The organism is Streptomyces sp. NPDC028289, from assembly GCF_055565975.1.
The window spans coordinates 73725-93045 of record NZ_JBVHTI010000010.1; the positions used below are offsets into that span (position 1 = coordinate 73725).

The 19321-nt window shown below is 70.9% G+C and carries 14 protein-coding genes; 4 read left to right on the forward strand and 10 right to left on the reverse strand.

Features of this window, described 5'->3' with window-relative positions; translation table 11 throughout:
* Positions 1 to 4: 4 nt before the first annotated feature.
* Positions 5 to 1099, reverse strand: a complete 1095-nt coding sequence (locus ACZ4UV_RS42775) for a DUF5925 domain-containing protein (protein WP_390046050.1) — start codon at positions 1097 to 1099, stop codon at positions 5 to 7.
* Positions 1100 to 1297: 198 nt separating this feature from the next.
* Here ACZ4UV_RS42775 and ACZ4UV_RS42780 point away from each other — a divergent pair, with 198 nt between their 5' ends.
* Positions 1298 to 2722, forward strand: coding sequence for a GH39 family glycosyl hydrolase (locus tag ACZ4UV_RS42780; protein WP_451016502.1), 1425 nt, complete (start codon positions 1298 to 1300; stop codon positions 2720 to 2722).
* Positions 2723 to 2783: 61 nt separating this feature from the next.
* Here the strand turns inward: ACZ4UV_RS42780 and ACZ4UV_RS42785 are convergent, their stop codons facing one another.
* The 5 genes from ACZ4UV_RS42785 to ACZ4UV_RS42805 all read right to left on the reverse strand — a co-directional run bounded on the left by ACZ4UV_RS42785 (position 2784) and on the right by ACZ4UV_RS42805 (position 9915).
* Positions 2784 to 6590 (reverse strand): lipopolysaccharide biosynthesis protein, encoded by a 3807-nt coding sequence (locus ACZ4UV_RS42785; RefSeq protein ID WP_467845664.1) that lies wholly within the window; start codon positions 6588 to 6590, stop codon positions 2784 to 2786.
* A complete protein-coding gene (locus ACZ4UV_RS42790) occupies positions 6583 to 7383 on the reverse strand; it encodes a polysaccharide deacetylase family protein (protein WP_451016500.1) in 801 nt (266 codons plus the stop codon). Before ACZ4UV_RS42790 ends, ACZ4UV_RS42785 begins: the two co-directional genes overlap by 8 nt.
* Positions 7380 to 8399: a glycosyltransferase family 2 protein gene (locus tag ACZ4UV_RS42795; RefSeq protein WP_390046057.1), complete on the reverse strand. Its 1020-nt coding sequence runs from the start codon at positions 8397 to 8399 to the stop codon at positions 7380 to 7382. Before ACZ4UV_RS42795 ends, ACZ4UV_RS42790 begins: the two co-directional genes overlap by 4 nt.
* A complete protein-coding gene (locus ACZ4UV_RS42800) occupies positions 8396 to 9217 on the reverse strand; it encodes a glycosyltransferase family 2 protein (protein WP_451016499.1) in 822 nt (273 codons plus the stop codon). Before ACZ4UV_RS42800 ends, ACZ4UV_RS42795 begins: the two co-directional genes overlap by 4 nt.
* Before the next feature lie 404 nt (positions 9218 to 9621).
* Positions 9622 to 9915, reverse strand: coding sequence for a hypothetical protein (locus ACZ4UV_RS42805; protein ID WP_390046059.1), 294 nt, complete (start codon positions 9913 to 9915; stop codon positions 9622 to 9624).
* Between the two features lie 448 nt (positions 9916 to 10363).
* On the opposite strand from ACZ4UV_RS42805, the gene ACZ4UV_RS42810 reads away from it, so the two are divergent.
* Positions 10364 to 11167, forward strand: a complete 804-nt coding sequence (locus tag ACZ4UV_RS42810) for an SGNH/GDSL hydrolase family protein (RefSeq protein WP_451016497.1) — start codon at positions 10364 to 10366, stop codon at positions 11165 to 11167.
* 3 nt (positions 11168 to 11170) lie between these two features.
* Here ACZ4UV_RS42810 and ACZ4UV_RS42815 read toward each other — a convergent pair whose 3' ends face one another.
* Genes ACZ4UV_RS42815 through ACZ4UV_RS42830 form a run of 4 tightly spaced genes read right to left on the reverse strand, consistent with a single transcriptional unit; the run spans position 11171 to position 17734 of the window.
* The gene (locus tag ACZ4UV_RS42815; protein WP_467845682.1) at positions 11171 to 12793 is read right to left on the reverse strand and encodes a serine/threonine-protein kinase; all 1623 of its coding nucleotides are present in this window, start codon (positions 12791 to 12793) and stop codon (positions 11171 to 11173) included.
* Positions 12794 to 12805: 12 nt separating this feature from the next.
* Entirely contained in the window at positions 12806 to 14593 is a 1788-nt protein-coding gene (locus tag ACZ4UV_RS42820) for a HoxN/HupN/NixA family nickel/cobalt transporter (RefSeq protein WP_467845684.1), read from the reverse strand.
* A complete protein-coding gene (locus ACZ4UV_RS42825) occupies positions 14590 to 16161 on the reverse strand; it encodes a tetratricopeptide repeat protein (protein WP_467846491.1) in 1572 nt (523 codons plus the stop codon). Before ACZ4UV_RS42825 ends, ACZ4UV_RS42820 begins: the two co-directional genes overlap by 4 nt.
* Before the next feature lie 46 nt (positions 16162 to 16207).
* The gene (locus ACZ4UV_RS42830; protein WP_390046067.1) at positions 16208 to 17734 is read right to left on the reverse strand and encodes a DUF4331 domain-containing protein; all 1527 of its coding nucleotides are present in this window, start codon (positions 17732 to 17734) and stop codon (positions 16208 to 16210) included.
* A 206-nt stretch (positions 17735 to 17940) separates the two neighbouring features.
* On the opposite strand from ACZ4UV_RS42830, the gene ACZ4UV_RS42835 reads away from it, so the two are divergent.
* Positions 17941 to 18483, forward strand: coding sequence for a sigma-70 family RNA polymerase sigma factor (locus tag ACZ4UV_RS42835; protein WP_451022422.1), 543 nt, complete (start codon positions 17941 to 17943; stop codon positions 18481 to 18483).
* Positions 18480 to 19283 (forward strand): anti-sigma factor, encoded by an 804-nt coding sequence (locus ACZ4UV_RS42840; protein WP_351488434.1) that lies wholly within the window; start codon positions 18480 to 18482, stop codon positions 19281 to 19283. Before ACZ4UV_RS42835 ends, ACZ4UV_RS42840 begins: the two co-directional genes overlap by 4 nt.
* Positions 19284 to 19321: the final 38 nt, after the last annotated feature.

Below are 19321 nucleotides of genomic sequence, written 5' to 3' on the forward strand. Positions count from 1 at the left end.
AGCACTACAGGTACAGCCCCGCGTCCGTGCCCTCCCGCGCCCCCGGCACCGACGTCGGCGCCGTGCCCCGGCGCAGTGCGTACAGCTCCGCCAGGGTCGCCCCGTCCCGGCCCACACCCTCCTCCGCGCCCAGCCAGTTCACCGCCTCGCGGTGGGTCAGCGGGCCCACCTCGATCCGGGCCAGGCAGCGGCCGGGGCGGACCACCGCGGGGTGCAGCCGCTCCAGGTCCTCGTTGGTGGTGACGCCGACCAGGACGTTGCGGCCCTGGCCGAGCAGACCGTCGGTGAGGTTCAGCAGCCGGGACAGCGCCTGCCCGGCCGTGTGCTTGGCCTCGCCGCGGATCAGTTCGTCGCAGTCCTCGAGCAGCAGGAGCCGCCAGCGGCCCTTGCCGGCGCCGTCCTCCTCGCCGATCGCGATGTCCATCAGATAGCCGACGTCGGAGAAGAGCCGCTCCGGGTCGAGGACGCAGTCCACCTGGCACCAGTCCCGCCAGGAACGGGCGAGGGTGCGCAGCGCGGAGGTCTTGCCGGTGCCGGGCGGTCCGTGCAGGAGGAGCAGACGGCCCGCGATGTCCTCGGGCGTCGTCTTCATCAGGTGGTCCATCGCATCCGCGACCGGCGCGGTGTAGTTGGCGCGGACCTCGTCCCAGGTGCCCGCGGAGATCTGCCGGGTGGTGCGGTGCGGGCCACGGCGCGGGGAGACGTACCAGAAGCCCATGGTCACGTTCTCCGGCTGCGGTTCCGGCTCGTCGGCCGCGCCGTCCGTCGCCTCGTTGAGCACCTTGGCGGCCAGCTCGGCGGTGGTGGCGGTGACGGTGACGTCGGCACCCCGGTTCCAGCGGGAGACGAGGAGGGTCCAGCCGTCGCCCTCCGCGAGGGTCGCGCTGCGGTCGTCGTCGCGGGCCACCCGCAGCACCCGCGCCTCCTTCGGCAGCAGGGTCGCCCCGGAACGCACCCGGTCGATGTTGGCCGCGTGCGAGTACGGCTGCTCGCCCGTCGCGAAGCGGCCGAGGAACAGCGCGTCGACGACATCGGACGGGGAGTCGGAGTCGTCGACGTTGAGCCGGATCGGCAGCGTCTCGTGCGGCTTGGCAGACATGCCGCCATGATCCGTCACCGGGGCCCGCAGCGCACCCGTTTTCCGAAGTGGGAGGGGAGTGTCGGGTGTGCACCGAGCTTCCGGAGTATTCCGAAATGGTCACGCACGCAGCCCCCGGGTGCTCGCGCCCCTGTTACACGGCTGTCGATCCCCGATACCTGCCCCCGGGGGCGATTTCCGCCGTTAAAGTTGTCCTTGATGGGACGTCATGGGTGGAATTCGGGGGCTCGGCGGTGGCGGCTCACCGCCCTGCTCGGGGTGGGTGTGGCCGTGCTCGCCCTGATCGTGACACTGGTCAACACACTTCCCGGGGGCGGCGCCGGCACCGCGGGGACGACCCGCGACGGCGACAAGGTGCACGGCACCCCCGCCACCCCGCCGGAGACCACCGGGCCGTCCGTGGGCTGGGGCTTCACCCACACCCAGTACAGCGCCGACGAGGGCAGCACGACCGCCACCGAGCGGGTCGAGGACCGGCTCTCCCAGGACGCCGGCATGCCGCAGGACCAGGCCATCATGGGCTGGGGCGCCGACAACCCCGAGCCGGTGAAGGGGCGTTACGACTTCGGCGCACTGGACCGGCGCGTCGACTTCATGCGCAGGTCGGGCGGCACCCCGGTGATCACCCTGTGCTGCTCCCCGGACTGGATGAAGGGCGGCAGGGCCGGGGTGGACAACACCGACTGGAGCCAGACCGCCCTGGAGACCGCGCCCACCCCCGACCACTACCAGGACTACGCCGATCTCGCCGCGACCGTCGCGAGGCGCTATCCGGACGTGCGGCACTTCATCGTCTGGAACGAGTTCAAGGGTTTCTGGAACAACGCGAAGGGCCGCTGGGACTACGAGGGCTACACCGAGCTCTACAACCTCGTCTACAAGGCGTTGAAGGCGGTGAACAAGGACATCATGGTCGGCGGGCCCTACCTCGTCATGGACAGCTTCGACCCGCGCCAGACCGAGAACGCCTCCGCCACCCTCAAGGGCTCGTGGGGCGTCATGGACCAGCGGGTCGTCGACGCCTTCGGCTACTGGAACGCCCACAAGGCGGGCGCCGACTTCGTGGTCGTCGACGGGTCCAGCTACACCAACGACGACGACATGCTGCCGGACGAGTTCGCCGCCACGGAGAAACTGACCTACGTCAGCGAGTGGGTGCGCAAGCAGACGCACGACCTGCCGCTGTGGTGGGCCGAGTACTACGTCGAGCCCGCCGACGGCCAGGACCGGCGCGACGGCTGGACCGAGGACCACCGGGTCGCCGTCCAGGCCGCCGGCATGATCGCCCTGGTCAGGGGCGGCGCCGACTCCGGCTTCTACTGGAACCCGGAGGACGAGAAGGGCGGCGACTGCGCCGGCTGCCTGTGGACGACGACCGACAGCGCGAACGGCGGGCGGGCACTGCCCATGTACGACCTGGTGGCACGGTTCGGGAAGGCGTTCCCGCCGGGGACCAGGTACGAGACGGTCTCCGTCGCCCAGGACGACGTGCCCAACGTCCGCGTCCTCGCCAGTGACAGGACGGTCCTGGTGGTCAACACCCTCGACCGGGCGATCAGCGCGCAGGTGGACGGGAAGCGGTTCGGGATGAAGGCCTACGAGGTGAAGTGGCTCACCAGGTGAACCGGTTGAGCCGGGTGAACCGGCTGAACCGGGTGAGCCACTTCGACCCCGTCGCCTGAGGTCACTTGATGGTCAGGAACCGCTGCGCCAACGAGGCCAGCAGCACCGCCAGCAGCGGCAGCGAGAACCAGAAGCTGCCCTGCAGCAACCGCAGTTGACGCACTCCGGGCCGGACCGCGACCCGGACCACCTCACGCGCCGTCAGCAGCAGGACCAGCGCGACGGCGGCGAGACCGCCGATCACCGACCACGGCGTCCAGGTGATCCGCGGCCCGATCGGTCCCGGATCCGGCTTCTCCACCGCGCCCGCGGGCTGCCTGCGCAGCGCGTACATGGTGACGTCGTCGTTGACCAGGACCTTCGTCAGGTCCTGCCGGTTGTCCAGGTTCCGGATCAGCCGGCTCTCCCAGGTCGCCGAGTAGCCGGCGTCCAGCCGAAGATAGGTGACCTGACTGCTGTTGACCATCAGATACGAGTGCGGGCCCGCGTCCTTCAGCGCCTTGACCAGGCTCGACACCAGTACCGGGTCGGCCGGGGCGAGCGTCGGCACGTAGTCGACCCGCTCCATGTCCTTCGCGCCCCACGGTATCGCCGGGGTCACGTCGTTGACGGTGTCGTTGCTCAGCCACAGCAGCCGTACCGTCGGCTGGTCGTGGGCGTAGACGTAGTCCATGGCGGCGACCTCGCCGGGCCGGACCCGCTCGAAGGACTCGTTGCCCCAACGGGCCACCAGGAAACCGCCCACGAGCAGCAACCCGGCCATGAGCGCGGCCACCGGCGCCAGGCTGACCCGGTCCTTCTCGCGCTCCTTCGCCGTGACCCCGGTGCGCGGGAACAGGGCCAGCCCGGCCAGCAGGGCCGCGCCCGGCACCGCGAACATGAAGACGCGCAGCGCCATCTCGCCGCCGTACGACTGCATGCCGAAGCCCAGGAACGGGACGAAGGTCAGGACCGGCAGGGAACGCTCGCGGTACCTGTGGAAGCGGCGGCGCCACCAGCCCCAGACGGCGAACGCCATCATGCTCCCGGCCAGCAGGACCCGGACGTACAGCACCAGCTTGTGGGTGGAACTGCCGCCCTGGATACGGCCGGAGACCGAGGTGGTGACATTGCTGCCGACCCCGCCGACCCCGCCGAACAGGTCGTTGAAGTGCCCCGACCAGTACGGCTCGGCCATGAAGCCCAGCCAGACGGCCGCGACCACCCCGAACAGGATGGGCAGGCCCCGCAGTTCGGACCGGCCGACCAGTACCAGGACCGCCAGCACGCCCAGCATCACGAACGGGGTGAGCTGGTGCGCCGGGACCGTCGCCGCGTAGAGGCCGATCAGCACCATGAGCAGCACGGCCTGCTGACGGCGGTCGGCCGGCTCGACCTCCGCCTCGCCCGGCCGGAACTTCGCCCAGACGACGTGCGGGGCGCGGAACCACACGAGCAGGATCGCCACGAACAGCAGATAGAGCAGGTACGTGAAGCCCTGCGGGGAGAAGTAGTCCTGGCCGACCCAGCCGCACAGCACGAAGAACCAGATGCCGGTCCACTTCGCCCGCCAGCTCGCCCGCAGCGACCGCGCGAGCAGGAACATCGGGGCCAGGTAGGCGAGCTGGATGAACGTCGGCCACCAGCGGATGACCTCGGTGAAGTCCGTGACCCCGCACGCCCGGCCGATGAACGCGGCCGCCGCGAAGAAGCCCGGCCAGCTCCAGCGGGCGTCCAGGTCCGGTACGGCCGAGCCGGTGCGGTCGATGTAGTCGATGAACCCGAGGTGCTGCCAGGCGGTCGGGAAGCGCGGCTCCGTCTCGATCACGGAGGGCAGGGCATGGAGCGACACGACCGTCGCCAGCAGGGTGACGAGGAGCAGCGCCTTGTGCTCCCGGCGCAGCCACAGCAGCGCGGCGAACACCGTGACCAGCAGCGCCGCCCCGACCAGCGTAGGCAGCGGCAGCACCGAGACCAGCCCGAGCCCGCCCATCCGGTCCAGGTCGGCGTCGTCGAGCCGGGCCGCCGGCACCCAGTAGAGCAGCAGAGCGGCGATCAGCAGGCAGCCGAGGACGACCCCCGGGCGGGTCGGCGTCAGCCGCTCCCGCAGCGAGCGCGCGGACGCGGGCGCGGACTCCTCCGGAGCCTCGGCCGGTACGTCCGGCTCCTCGGGTACAACCGCCTTCCCGAACGGTGCGTCGACCTCCGCCTCCCTCAGCAGCGAGGCCTCGGCAGGCCCGAGCGAGGCCTCCGAGTGCGGCTCCCTCTCCTCCACCGGCAGCCCCGGATTCCGCGGCGGCCGCAGTGCCCGCGTCGGCCGGTCGCCCGGTCGGACAACGGGCGTACCCGTGGGCGGGGTTCCCGGACCGGGCCGGACGTCCGGCCGCCGCTCCACATGGTCGAAGTCCACATGGATGCCGAGGGCGAGGGTGTCGGTGTCCAGCGCCCACGCCGGGCCCCGCCTGCGCGGGGCGGTGGCGGGCGGGACCTCGCGCGTCCCCAGGTCGGCGAGGTCCCCGTCCGGAGCGGTGTCCGCGGGGACCTCGGCCGGGGCGGCCCGCAGGGTCCGCCACAGCCGGGGCGCCGCGATCGTCACGATCACCGCGAGGCTGGAGATCTCGGCCACGCCCGCGCCGGTCAGCCCCATCCGGGGCAGCAGGAGCAGGGTCAGCCCGAGCACCAGCACGCACAACAGGCCCTGCAGCCAGGCGAGGCCGCCGGTACGGCTCTGCGCGCGCAGCACCGCGAAGTACGTCTCCATCACGACCCGGAGCAGGGCGCCGACCGCGAACCAGCGCAGCAGCGGGGTCGCCGCGTCCGCGTAGCCGGGGCCGAACACGCCGAGGATCCAGGGCGCCCCGAAGAACAGCAGCGCGCAGATGGGGATCATGATCCGGGCCATCCGCCGCAGCGCGGCCCGGGCGTTGCCGGCCAGCCGGGCCGGGTCGTGCGAGCCCTCGACGGTGAGCGAGGCGCCCATGTTGATGGCGAGCAGGTTGGTGGTGCCGCCGATGGTGGTGGTGATGTAGAAGTACGCGTTGTCCTCGGAGCTGACCTGCGAGGCGATGATGACCGGGACCAGGTAGACCACGGCGAGGGAGAACAGCGAGCCGGTGTAGTCGCCGGCCAGGAACCTGCCGATCTCCTGCAGCGTGGGCGGCTTGGCGTGGTCCGCGGTCGCCTTGACGTGCCGCGGCACCAGGCGCCGGAACACCAGCCAGCCCAGCGGGACGAAGGAGGTGGCGATCGCGGCGACCCAGGAGACGAAGACACCGGCCATCGGGACCGCCGCCGCGAAGGCGACGAGCAGCGCCAGCTTGACGGCCGAGAACACGGTGTTGCCCACCGGCACCCAGGGCGCGTTGCGCAGCCCGGTCAGCACCCCGTCCTGGAGCGTGAGCAGGTTCCAGGCGATCACCGCCACGACGAACCCGAGCCCGGGCAGCGGCCCGTGCAGGAAGCGGTACGACGGCCCCCACACGCCGAGCGTCATCAGGAAGACCCCGGCCGCCAGCGCCACGACCAGCGAACTGCCGGCGTAGGTGCGGAAGATGAGCTTGCCGGTCTGGCGTCCGGCGACCGGGATGAAGCGGGCCAGGGCGCCGGTCAGGGTCACCGCGGTGAGTCCCGCGAGGAGCTTCATGGCGGCGATGGCGGCGGAGCCCTGGCCGACGGCCGATTCGGAGTAGTAGCGGGCGGCGGCCAGCCAGAAGCCGAGCCCCAGGACGGCGGAGATGCCGGTGTTCAGCATCAGCGCATAGGCGTTCCGGAAGAGCGGACTGCCGCCGGACGAGCCGCCCCGTCCGGGCAGGCGAAGACGGCGCCCCGACTGCTCGGGCGCCGGCGTCTCGGTTGTCGCGGTCTCGGTTGTGGTCGTCGTGTCAGACACGGGAACGGATGGCCTTCCGGCGGACCTGGCGTGCTCTGCGGAGAACGGCGTACCCCTTGGTGAGGGCACGGTCCCTGGCGAAGTTGCGGGCGATCGAACGGCCTTCGAGCAGCCGCGCGAACTCCGCGGCGTCCGTACTGCGGCGCACGGTGACGCGCTGCAGCGCGAACGGACCCTGACGACGGCGGGCGAGATCGTTGCCGACGGCGAGCGCCTGGGTGTACCCGGCCGCCCGCACGGCCTGCCGGACCCGGCGGCTGGAGTAGCCGTACGGGTAGGCGAACGAGGCGGGCGCCGCGCCGAGTTCGTCGGTGACGATCTCCCGGCTGCGCACCAGTTCGGTGCGCAGCCGGTCGTCGTCCAGCTGGTCGAGCTGCGGGTGGGTGTGGCTGTGCCCGCCGATCTCGCAGCCGGCGCCCGCGAGTTCGCGTACCTGGTCCCAGTCGAGCATGGCGTCCAGGCCGCCTCCGGTGTCGTACGCGCCCCTGATCCAGCCCGTCGAGACGAACAGCGTGGAGGCGAAGCCGTGCTTGGCGAGCACGGACAGGGCGTGCCGGTGCACGCCCTCGTAGCCGTCGTCGAAGGTGATCAGGACCGGACGGTCGGGGAGCGAGCCGCCCGAACGCCAACCCGCGGCCAGGTCGGCCGTGCTGACGGGGGTGAGGCCCAGGTCGCCGACGAGCGCCATCTGCTCGGCGAACGCCTCCGGCGCCACCGACAGCGCGCGGGTGGCGTCGTTGGGCGCGGTCGCGACCGAGTGGTACATGAGGATCGGGACCGGGGCGTCTCTCATGAGCCACCCCCGTCGGCAGGGGCGGACGTGCAGCCCGGTCCGCCCTCGATCCCGGCGACGGCGAAGGCCGCCCCGCCCCGCCGCGCCCGCACGCTCCCCACCACGTAGCCGCCCGCCGCCGTCAGCACCCCGGCGACGATCGCGCCCGCCCGGCCCGCGCCGCCCGGCCGGGCCAGCAGTGCGTCCCGCAGGCCACGAGCGACCCCCGCGGGCAGCACACGCGTGGTGTACCGGCGTTCGGACTCCAGGCCCTTCCCGGCGCCCACACTGCGGGCGACCAGGGCCTTGGAGAGGCCCTCGGCGTAGGCCCGGGTGCGGAAGTACCCGAAGTGCTCACGGACTTCCGGGACCCGGTGGTGGATCACCGCGCGGTCGTCGATGAGCAGCACGGCGTCCGGGCGGGCCCGGGTGAGCCGGATGCACAGCTCCGTCTCCTCGCAGCCCAGCGGGCGTCTGTCGCCGTCGCGGCCGATGCCGGTGGCGAAGCCGCCCGCCGCGTCGAAGGCGGTACGCCGGAAAGAAGCGTTTCCGCCGAGGACGTTCCGGACCCGGACGCGGCCCGCCGGCAGCCCCCGGTAGGTGCAGCCGACGACCCAGTCGAACTCCTCCGGGAACCAGTCCGGGCGGCGGCCCGAGGCCCAGATCGGCATGGTCCGGCCGCCGACGGCCATCACCTTCGGGTCGGCGTACCCCTCGGCGAAGCGGCGCAGCCAGTCCCGCTCGGCCACGGCGTCGTCGTCCAGGAAGGCGATCACCTCGCCGTAGGAGGCGGCGATGCCCGTGTTGCGGCCCGCGGACAGGCCGCGGGGACCCGCGTTGGCGAGCACCCGCACCCCCGTGGCCTCCTTGTACTCCTTCGTGAGCCGTTCCAGGAGCGCCGCGTTGTGGTCGACGACCAGCAGGGTCTCCAGCGCCGGATACGACTGGGCGCGCACCGAGGAGACCGCCGCGAGGATGTCCTCCCAGCGGTCCTCGGTGTACACGCAGATCACGACGGAGATGTCGGGATCGCTCAAGACGACTCTCCCTGGCCCGTGGTGAGCATCGGGGAGTGCCGCACCTGCCGTCGCAGGTCACGCCGGTTGGAGCGCTCCTTCAGGATCACCTTGAGCACCCGCAGCCCGTCGCGTACGGCCCGCAGGTTGCTGGTGCCGTGGATGCGGAGGTACTCGTAGCTCGGGATCTCCTGCACCTTCAGGCCCGCCTTGACCACCCGGATGTTGATCAGGGTCTCGATCTCGAAGCCGGTGCAGTCGAGGTCGATCTTGTCGAGGCAGTGCCGCCAGAACGCGTTGTATCCGTAGCAGAGGTCGGTGTACCGGGCGCCGAACTTACGGTTGACGACGGTGCACAGCGCCCAGTTGCCGAGCTTGCGGATGAAGGTCATGTCGTCCGTGCCGCCGCCGTTGGCGAAGCGCGAGCCCTTGGCGAAGTCGGCGCCCGAGACCAGGGCGGAGACGTACGACACGATCTCGTGGCCGTCGGCCGAGCCGTCCGCGTCCACCATGACGATGATGTCGCCGGTGCACGCCTCGAACCCGGTGATGAGGGCATCTCCCTTGCCCTTGCCACTCTGTTCGACGACTTTCACTTCGGGCCACAACTCCCGCGCTACTTCCACGGTGTTGTCGGTGGAATTACCGTCCACAAGGACCACTTCGTGTATCCAGCCGGGAAGTGTCTTGAAGACGTAGGGGAGATTCTCCGCCTCATTCATGGCGGGAATCACCACACTCACCGGCGGTGTGATCGCCAGGTGGGAGGAGATCGGCCGGTATTCGGCGGCCATGAACGGATCTTGGCCCGAAGTCGGCTGACGCAGAACAGAACTCACGAGTCTTGTCCCTCTCGTCCGGTGGACCGCCCGCCCCTTGGGCAGCCCGCATTGGTGTCCGGTTCGAAAGGGGGGTTCTTCTCACCCGTGGCACGGAGAAAGGATCTCCGTACTCGCAGGTGAGCTGGTAAAGCTGCCCGGTCTGCCGGCAAACGGCAGCCGGTCGCGCGGCACGACTCGGAAACGACAGTGGTCATTGCGGTCACCGAGCACGGCACCCCCCTACCGCGCCCCGCCCCGGAACATCGCGGTCCTTGAGCCCTCCCCTGGAGCCGCTTGATGACGATCCGATGCGGGTGAGATGTATGACGGTATTGACGATTGAACCAGTATGGCAAGTCCCGGAACTGGTTCTCACGTTTTTATTGGTTTGGCCGTTACGAAACTTTGGCCGACCTCGTTCTTCAACTCGAACGGATTTTCCCGGTTCGTCGGGGCATCCGTTCGAGAATGCGTTCCACCGGTCGCAGGAGTACCAGCAGAAGCAGCAGAAGGCTGATCGCGGTCACGGCGACGATGCCGCCGCGCCAGGACCAGCGGTGAAAGGCGAGCATTCCCTGGGCGACAAGCATGTCCAGAGCGACGGCGCCCGCCAGTGCGGTGAGTGCGCGGGCGAACGGGTCGAATCCGCGCAGTGCCGCACCGATCGCCGCGGCCGGCGCGGCGAGCAGGAAGAACAGCGCGAACGGCCCGCGCAACGACGAGCCGGAGTCGGTGAGTGCGAGCAGCGCACCCGTACCGGCTACGGCCGTCGCGGCCCCTGCGAGCAGGGGTCTCAGGTCCCTCCCTGGTCCTGGCCGTGCCCGTTCGTCCGCTGTTGATGATGTCTTGAGACGTATGGCCTGCATGGCCGACTTTGCCCCCCAAGGCGTCGGATGCCGGACTTCAATGTCGCGCAGCCGAACTGGAGGCGTCAAGCGGGTCTCCGGACATGACCGTTCCCCGGAGACACCTGATGCCTCCGGGGAACAAGTCGCTCGATTCCGGTGCGTTTCGGTGATCGATTACGACCCGGGCTTCAGGGGGCTCGTTTCTCCCGAAGGGCTGTCAGGTTGAGGTCCTGAACAGTTTTGGCATGGACACTTCCCGTCAACACGCGTAGTTGCTACGACGGTTGTGGCAGAGATCCTGCTAAAGGGAGGTTCCATGAGACGTTCCCGAATTACGGCATACGTGACTTCACTCCTCCTCGCCACCGGCCTTGCCCTCACCGGAGCGGCCGCGGCGGACGCGCAGGCCGCGACCGGGGGCTATGTGGCGCTCGGCGACTCGTACGCGTCCGGCGTCGGCGCAGGCAGCTACATCAGCTCAAGCGGCAGCTGCGACCGCAGCACCAACGCCTACCCCTACCTGTGGAACGCCGCCCACAGCCCGTCCTCGTTCTCGTTCCTCGCCTGCTCGGGCGCCACCACCGACGACGTGCTCTCCGGTCAGCTCGGCACGCTCAGCTCCTCCACCGCCCTGGTCTCCATCACCATCGGCGGCAACGACGCGGGCTTCGCCGACGTCATGACGACCTGTGTGCTCAGCTCGGACAGCACCTGCCTGTCCCGCATCAGCACCGCCGAGGCGTACGTCGACTCCACCCTCCCCGGCAAGCTCGACAACGTGTACGACGCGATCAGCGCCAAGGCCCCCAACGCCAAGGTCGTCGTCCTCGGCTACCCCCGCTTCTACCTGCTGGGTACCACCTGCCTCGGCCTCTCCTCGACCAAGCGCACCGCCATCAACAACGCCGCCGACTACATCGACACCGCGATCGCCAAGCGCGCCGCCGACCACGGGTTCACCTTCGGCGACGTCCGCACGCCGTTCTCGAGCCACGAGATCTGCTCCAGCAGCTCCTGGCTGCACAGCGTCAACTGGCTGGACATCACCGAGTCCTACCACCCCACCGCGTCCGGCCAGTCCGGCGGCTATCTGCCGATCCTGACCAGCAACGCGTCCTGAGTTCTAGTACGAACCAGAGGGCGAAGGCGAAGCGGAGGCCCCGTCGGTCGGGGTCTCCGTCGTCTTGGTGCAGGTGACCGAGAACGGTACCGAGTTGGACGTCGTCTCCACCGGGCTGCGCACCTCGACGGCGATCGCGTCGCTCAGCGTCCCGCTGTCGGACCAGGTCGTCACGGTCACCCCCGTCTGCCGGCTCTTCCCGCCGCCGTCCGGGAAGGACAGCGTCTTCCAGCCCTGGTCGTCGAGCTTCCCGTTCTTCAGCACCCACCGGTACTGCACGTCCTCGGGCACGCTCCCGACGGTGATCGTCGCCGTGAACGTGGGCGCCTGCGCCGTCGACGGCGGACAGGACCCCGAATAGTCCGTCCGGGACCCGGTCACACTGACCTTCACGCTCTGCTCGGGCGCACTGCTGCTCGCGGACGCCGACGGGGACTTGGAGGCGGCACGGCTGCTCTGGCTGGGCGCCGGGGAGCTGAGGTTGCTGGCCGACTGGCTCGCCCCGGCGTTGCCACCGCCGCCGTCGCCGTTGTCGTGGTTGAGGAGGGCGTACGTCAGTCCGCCGAGCGCCAGGGCGACCAGCACCAGGCCGACGAGCAGCACGGTGCCCGCCCTGCGGTTGCCGTCGCGGTCGGAGGCGGGCGGCGGGGTGTCCGTCGGGGTGGGCAACGGGGGCGTGGGGGAGAACGGCCGGGTCTGCCGGGCGTAGAGGGTCGGGGCCTCGTACGGCGCCGGGACCGGGACGGTGGCGGCCGTGCCCGGGGTGCCCCCGGCCGCGACCAGTCGCAGGTCGTGCTCGGCCTGTTCGGCGGAGATCCGCGCGGCCGGGTCCTTGCGGAGCAGCCCCTCGATGACGGGGGTGAGCGGTCCGGCCCGGTACGGCGGCGGCAACTCCTCGTCGACCACGGCCCGCAGGGTGCTCAGCGGGGTGTCCTGCCGGAACGGCGAGGCGCCCTCGACCGCCGCGTACAGCAGGACGCCCAGCGACCACAGGTCGGACTCGGGGCCGAACGCCCGCCCGAGCGCCCGCTCCGGGGCGAGGAACTCCGGTGAGCCGATCACCTCGCCGGTCATCGTCAGCGCCGAGCTGCCCTCGACGGTGGCGATGCCGAAGTCGGTGAGCACCACCCGGCCGTCGTTCGACAGCAGCACGTTGCCGGGTTTCACGTCCCGGTGCAGCACCCCGGCGGCATGCGCGGCCCGCAGTGCGGACAGCACCTCGGCGCCGACGCCGGCCGCCCGCTGCGGGGACATCGGCCCCTCCGCCTCCAGCACGTCGGCGAGGGACACGCCCGGGATCAACTCCATGACGATCCAGGGCCGTCCGCCCTCCATCGCCACGTCGTACACCGTCACCACATTGCGGTTCGCGACCCGGGCCGCGGCCCAGGCCTCGCGTTCCAGCCGGGCGTACATCCGCTCGACGTCGGAGCCGGGCAGCCCGGCGGGCGCCCGCACCTCCTTGACGGCGACGTCACGGCCCAGCACCTCGTCGCGGGCCCGCCACACGGTGCCCATGCCACCCTCGCCCAGCGGGGACAGCAGTCGGTAGCGGCCCGCGATCACTCGCTCACGGCCGGGCTCTTCGGTCACGGGTGCCCCCCACGGCAGCTCGCGCGAATTCATCACAAACGTAACTCAGAGAAGTGCGGACGCGGCCCCCTTGAGCACCAGTCCGGCGCCCAGGGCCACGACCACGAGTGCCGAGACGAGCGGAATGGTCCTGCGGACCAGCGCCGCCATGGGGTGGGTGGTCCAGCTAGGGCGTTTGTCCATCACCCGAGTCATTCCCGTACCCAGCTTGACGACGGCGAACCCGGCGGCGGTCAGCGTCAGTGCGAGACCGACGCCGTAGGCGACCACGAGAAGCAGCCCGAACCAGGCCTGGCCGAGGGCGGCGGCGCCGACGAGCACGACCACGGCGGAGGGGCTGGGGACGAGGCCGCCGGCGAAGCCGAGGAGGATGGTGCCGCGGAGGGTGGGGGTCGTGGGGTGGGTGTGGGTGAACCCGCCGTGACTGTGCGGCATGTCGGTGTGGCCGTGATCGGGGGCTGCGCCCCCGGACCCTCCTTCGGCCTGAACGGCCTCGTCCTCAAACGCGGGACGGGCTGAAGAATGTGGCTGGGCGCCGCGGTCATGGCCATGAGCGTGGTGGTGGTCATGAGGGTGTTCGTTGCCATGAGAGTGGTCGTGCCCGTGATCGTGCGTGTGGCCGTGATCGTGCGTGTGGCCGTGGCCGTGGTCGTGGGTGTGGCCGTGGTCGTGGGTGTGGGCACGGGCGTGCTCGTGTGCCCCCACGAGGGCCAGCTCCTGATTCCCGGCCGCCTCGTGCTCGTGCTCGTGGTCGTGCTCGTGCTCGTGGTCGTGCTCGTGCTGGTGGCCGTGCGCGTGTGCCTGCTCGTGGCTCCGGTTCCGCCATGCCCTGCGGGTCAGGTTCGCGCCCGCCGCCAGGACCATGAGGCCGCTCGCGATGCCCAGCCAGGCGATCACGGACGGTGTGGCCGCCGAGCCCGCCGTCACCATGACGCCGAGGGCGACCACGCCCAGGGTGTGGGTGACCGTGACCGACGCGGCCAGCGGGAGGACGTCGCGGAGGCGGGCGCGGCCGCCGCGGGCCGCTGCCGTCGCCGCCATCAGGGTCTTGCCGTGGCCCGGTGCGAGGGCGTGCATCGCGCCGAGGCCGATCGAGATGAGGAGCGCGAGCACCGCGAAGCCGACGGTGAGGTGGTTGCGGGCGACCAGGTCGGTCAGGGCCTGGGTCCAGCGGTCGATGCCCCGGGGGAGGATCTCGGCGCCCGGGGTGTCCTGCCGTTCCTGCGCGAGGGCCGGGCCGCCGGGCCGCACGTGGACGGCGGCGGTCGTGATGTCGGCCGGGGAGGAGAGCAGGTCCTTGGGGTAGCTGGTGAGTTCGTGGGAGACGGACGTCTTCGGTACGTCCGTCTTCGTCAGGGTCATCCGGTCGCCGCGCGCCGTGATCTCCCGCCAGCCGGGCCCGGTGTCGGCGCCCGCGCTGTGGAAGGTGAGGGTGGCGGTGGTGCCCTCGGGGAGGGGCGCGGTGAAGCGGCACTCCACCCGGAGGGTGTTCAGGCCCGCCTGGCCGGGGCGGAGTTCGGCGTGGCTGGTCCGCACGGTCAGCGGGGTGGTACGGCCGTCGACGGTGAGCTTGCTGCCGTCGGCCGCGGTCGTGCAGCGCTGCTCGGCCCACTTCGCCGTGCCCAGCCGCTTCAGGTCGGGCTTGGCCTGGGTCGCCGGGATCTCGGCGAGGTCCTCGACGTGGTCGACGCGGAGCTGCCCGGGGGCGGCGACGAGGCCGTCGTACTTGTTGACGGTGAAGTTGCCGAGCGGGTGGGCGCTCGCGGCCGTGGCGGGGAGGAGGGCCAGGGCGCAGGCCGTGGTGAAGAGGGCGGCGATCCGGCGGAGGTTCACTTCGTGGCCTCCAGCGCCTTGCGGGCCGCACGGGCGCCCAGCGGGGAGAAGCCCGGGTTGAGCTTGAGGGCCTTGGTGAGGGCGGCCCGGCCGGCCGCCTTCTCGCCGTTGGCCAGCTCGATCGTGCCCTGGTGGTAGAGGAAGGAGGCGTTGCGGTAGCCGGTGGCGGTGGCCCGGCGGGTGTACGGCAGTGCTTCCTTGTCCTTGCCGTTGACGTGCAGCGCCCAGGCCAGTGCGTCCGCCGTGTGCACGGTGTGGCGGCGGGCCCACTCGGCGCGGGCGGCCTTGAGGGCCTCGGCCTTGTTGCCGTGGTCGGCGGCGGCGAGGGCGGTGTCGAGGTCGGCGTTGACGCCATTGGCGCGGGCGAGCGCGATCCACGCCTCGACCAGCGCGTACTGGTCCTGGGCCTTCTCCTTGTCGCCCTTGGCGTTCCGGTCCTCGTACAGCTCGCCGAGTTCGACCAGCGGCTGGGGGAGCGGATAGCGGGAGACGACCAGTTCCATGCCCTTGATGGCGTCGGCCCGGTCACCGGTCGCCGCCTGGGCGCGGGCCCTGCCCTCCAGCGCGGGGAGGTAGTTCTCGTCGGCGGTCAGGGCGCGCGCGTAGTAGTCCAGCGCGCTCTTGTAGTCACCCTGGTTCCAGGCGAGCAGGCCGAGCTGGGCGGCCACGTAGGAGATGTCGCCCTTGGACGTGGCCGTGGACAGGGCCTGCTCCAGCACCCGCTGGGCGCCCTTCACGTCACCGCGCAGCTCTCGTACGTACGCGTACCGGGTGAACACCGGGACGCCGGGCTTGCGCTGGTCCGCGAGGTCGGCCGCCTTGCTCGCCTCGTCGTAGCGGCCGAGTTCGACCAGGGCGTCGATACGGGAGGACAAGGCGTTCGCGCTGTACGGGTTCTGCTTCAGGGCCTGGTCCGCGTAGGTGAGCGCCCGCGCGAACTCGTGCCGGGCGGCGGCCAGCGCGGCCTCGCCGGCCAGCGCCTGGTCGTTGTCCGGGGTGATCTGGAGCGCGCGCTCGAGGGACTTCTCGGCCTGCGGGTAGCGCGACGGGTCGCCCTTGGTGCGGGCCTGCTCGACGTAGGCGAGGCCGAGGGTGGCCCAGCTGTCGGAGTCCTTCGGCTGGGAACGGAGATGGGCCTGCAGGGAGGCGATCGTCGTGTCGAGGTCCCCGCTCGCCAGCAGCGCCGGGTCCACCGCGCTCGACGTGGCCACCGGCGCCGTCCCGCCGTCCCGCGAGGACCCGAAGGCGATCGCCCCGCCGGTCAGCGCGATCGCCATCAGCAGGGCGGAACCGGCGAGTTGGGCCCGCCGCCAGTTCCGCCCCGCGGCGGCGAACCGGCGCAGGGCGGTGACGCGCTCGTCGTCCTTCGTCTCGACGGGCTGCTTCTCGTTCGTACCCGGGGCCATGCCCTCTCCTAGTAACTGTTCGCGCGGGGCGGCGCGGCCCGCGCCGTGGGGGATTGGGTGGGTGCGGGCCGCGCCAGTACATGAGGGGCGTGAATCGAGCGCCCCGTGAGGGGCGCTGGGGGCACCCCCGGCCGAAGGCTGGGGGAGGAACTGCGCGATCAGCCACCGCCGACCCGCAGCCGCCCGACTGCCCCGGTAGGAAAGGCGATCAGTAAGGTCGCCGCATCCGCCGCCGCCACCAGCCGAACCCGGTGCCGATCAGCAGCACGCCCGCCGCACCCGCGGCCGCCGAGCCCGCGATCAGCGTCATGTTGTTGTCACCGGAACCGGTCAGGGCGTCACCCAGCGCGCTCTTCGTGCTGCTGCCGGCCGCCGCCTTGGCGATCTTGCCGCGCGAGCCCGCCGTCGGCTCGGCCACGTACGGGAAGTACTTCTCGAAGCTCTTGTCGTTCTTGTCGACCGCGTCGCCCAGGTCGTTCTTGGAACCGACCAGTTCGCCCTCCATGACCTGGAGCGCCTCGTCGATCACGTCGTCGGTGAGCCGGCGTCCGTTCGGGAAGCCCTGGTTGTCACCGTCCAGCACACCGAGCCGCTTGGGCTTGGCGGTGGGCTTGATGGACGTGTTGAGGCGGAGCATCTCCGACGGCTTCGCCTGCGGCTGCAGCGTGTTGAGGCCCTTGACGCCCGTCAGGAACACGCTGACGAGGTCGTTGCGGGGCTCCGAGGGCGCCTTGATGTGGTAGATCGCCTCGATGAGCTTCGGCAGTTCCGGGTTGGTGACGTTCTTCAGGAACTGCGCGTCGTCCTTGGGCTCGGACGCGTTGAACTTGTCCTTGTCCTTCTGCGGGTTGACGACCTCGTTGACCAGCGGGTTGCCGAGGCGCGAGACCTGCGTGTAGTAGCCCTGCGCGTTCCTGCGCTGGGTCGTCGCGTAGATGCCGACGGTCGGACGCGACGCCGACTGCCGGATCAGGGAGTTCGGCACCTGGAGGGCGATCGTGTTGACGTTGTAGCCCTTGAGGGTGTCGTTGCCGACCTCGCTCAGGTTGCCGCCGTACAGCAGGTCGAAGACGCGCAGGTCGGCGAAGAACGGGTCGTCGGCCTGGCCGGCGAAGGTCGCGCCGCCGTTCGAGGTCTTGTAGATGGCCTGGGAGCGCAGCTTCGCGTAGTCGGGCATCGACGCCTTGCCGACGTCCGAGGGAGCCGCCGGGACGTTGTCGGCGATCCTCGTCTTGTACTGCTGCCTGCCGTTCTTGAGCTTGATGAGGTCGAGGTCGTACGACTGCGTCACGTTCAGGTCGGGGTCGTTCAGGCTGTCGACCACGCCCGTGTTGTAAAGGAACGTCTTCTTGTTCTTGATCTGGGTCTTGAAGGTGTAACGGAAGATCAGGTCGTCCTTCGCGTCACCGTTGTTGTCGATGTGGATGTCGTACTGGGCGTCCTCGGCGAACTGGTAGAAGTTCGGGCCGCCGGCCGGCTCCTCGAAGGGGATGTAGTCCGACACGATCGTCGTGGTGTCGGGCTTGTCCGGGCTGACGAACGCGTACAGGTCGGTGTTGTCGTACTGCGGGGTGCCCGAGATGAGCGGGGCCTCCCGGTGGGAGGAGGCGGAGGCCGCCCCCGGTTCCAGCGCGGCGACGCTGGCGGCTGTGATCCCGCCGGTGGCCAGTGCCCCACAGATGAGCGTGACAAGGCCCTTGCGCCCCGCGCCGCCCCTGGAGTTTAGAGGTGTCATGCCGTCCGTCCCTCGGTCCCAACTTGCTTGACGGACGGGTATACGGAGCCGGAGGGCCGTTTGGATTGGTCGGAGGAAAAAAATCTTTTCTTCCTGCTCGACCCGCGTTTTTGCCTCCCGCATACGTACTTCTGCCGGAGGTGCGTCAGTTGCGAATGTCTGGAGTGGGAGGACGGGCCGGGTGCGGCCACAGAAGGGGGAACAGGGTGGACGCGGACGAACTGCTGGTGCTCGTCGCCGGTGGCGACCAGAAGGCGTTCGAGGACCTCTACGGACTGGTGTCCGGGCCGGTGTTCGGTCTCGTACGCCGCGTGGTCCGCGACCCCGCCCAGTCCGAGGAGGTGGCCCAGGAGGTGCTCCTCGAACTCTGGCGCTCCGCCGCCAGGTTCGACCCCGGCCGGGGCAGCGCCCTCTCCTGGATCCTCACCCTCGCCCACCGCCGCGCCGTCGACCGGGTGCGCAGCGCCCGCGCGGCCGGCGAACGCGAACAGCGCGAGGCGCTGCGGGCCGGCGAACCCGCCTTCGACCAGGTCGCCGAGACGGTGGAAGCCGGCTTGGAGCGCGAGTGGGTACGCCGCTGCCTGGACCGGCTCACCGCCCTGCAGCGCCAGTCCGTCACCCTCGCCTACTACGACGGCTACACGTACCGTGAGGTCGCCGAGCGGCTCAAGCTGCCGCTGGGCACGGTCAAGACACGGATGCGCGACGGGCTCACCCGGCTGCGCGACTGCCTGGGAGGTGCGGCGTGAGCCTGGTCGGCCGCCTGCTGCACCGCGAGGACCTGCACTCGCTGGCCGCGCCCTACGCCCTGGACGCCCTGGAGCCCGGTGAGCGGCGCCGCTTCGAGAAGCACCTGAAGGGCTGCGACAGGTGTGCCGAGGAGGTCCGGGCGCTGACCGAGGACGCGGTACGGCTCGCCTTCTCCGCGGCGGCCCCGCCGCCCCTCGCGATGCGCGGCCGGGTGCTGGCCGCCGTCCGCGCCACCCCGCAGGAGCCGGCCCCCGGCCAGGAGCGCGTGCCCAACCTGCCGCCGCACGTGTGGGGCGCACAGCCCCCGCCGCCGCGCCGCCGTCCGCGCCCCCTGTTCGTGCCGTTCGCCACCGCCACCGCGGCCGCCGCGCTGGTCGTCGCCTCGCTGTTCGCGGTACAGGCCGACCGGACGCAGAACCAGCTCGACGCCGAGCGGGCCCAGTCGAGTGAGATCGCCCACGTTCTGGCCGCGACCGACGCCCGCGCGACCAGCTACAAGGACGCCCAGGGCCGAAGTATCGGAGCGGTCGCCTCCGTATCGGAGGGGCAGGCCGTCGTCACGCTCAGCGGATACGGCACCCCGTCCAACGGCCGCGTGCACCAGCTCTGGCTCATGCGCCCCCGTGTGCAACCGCGCTCCCTCGGGCTCTTCGAGGGCGACACGCCCCTGGTCGCCACGGGTCTGAGCAAGTCGGCGACGTCACTCGCGGTGACCGTGGAGCCCGCCGGCGGGTCAGCGCAGCCCACCAGCCAGCCAGTTGTCCAACTCGCCCTGAAATCGGTTGGATTCGGAGAGTAGTCGAAGCGTAGTTCAAGAGGGGTCGTCAACACCCTTGC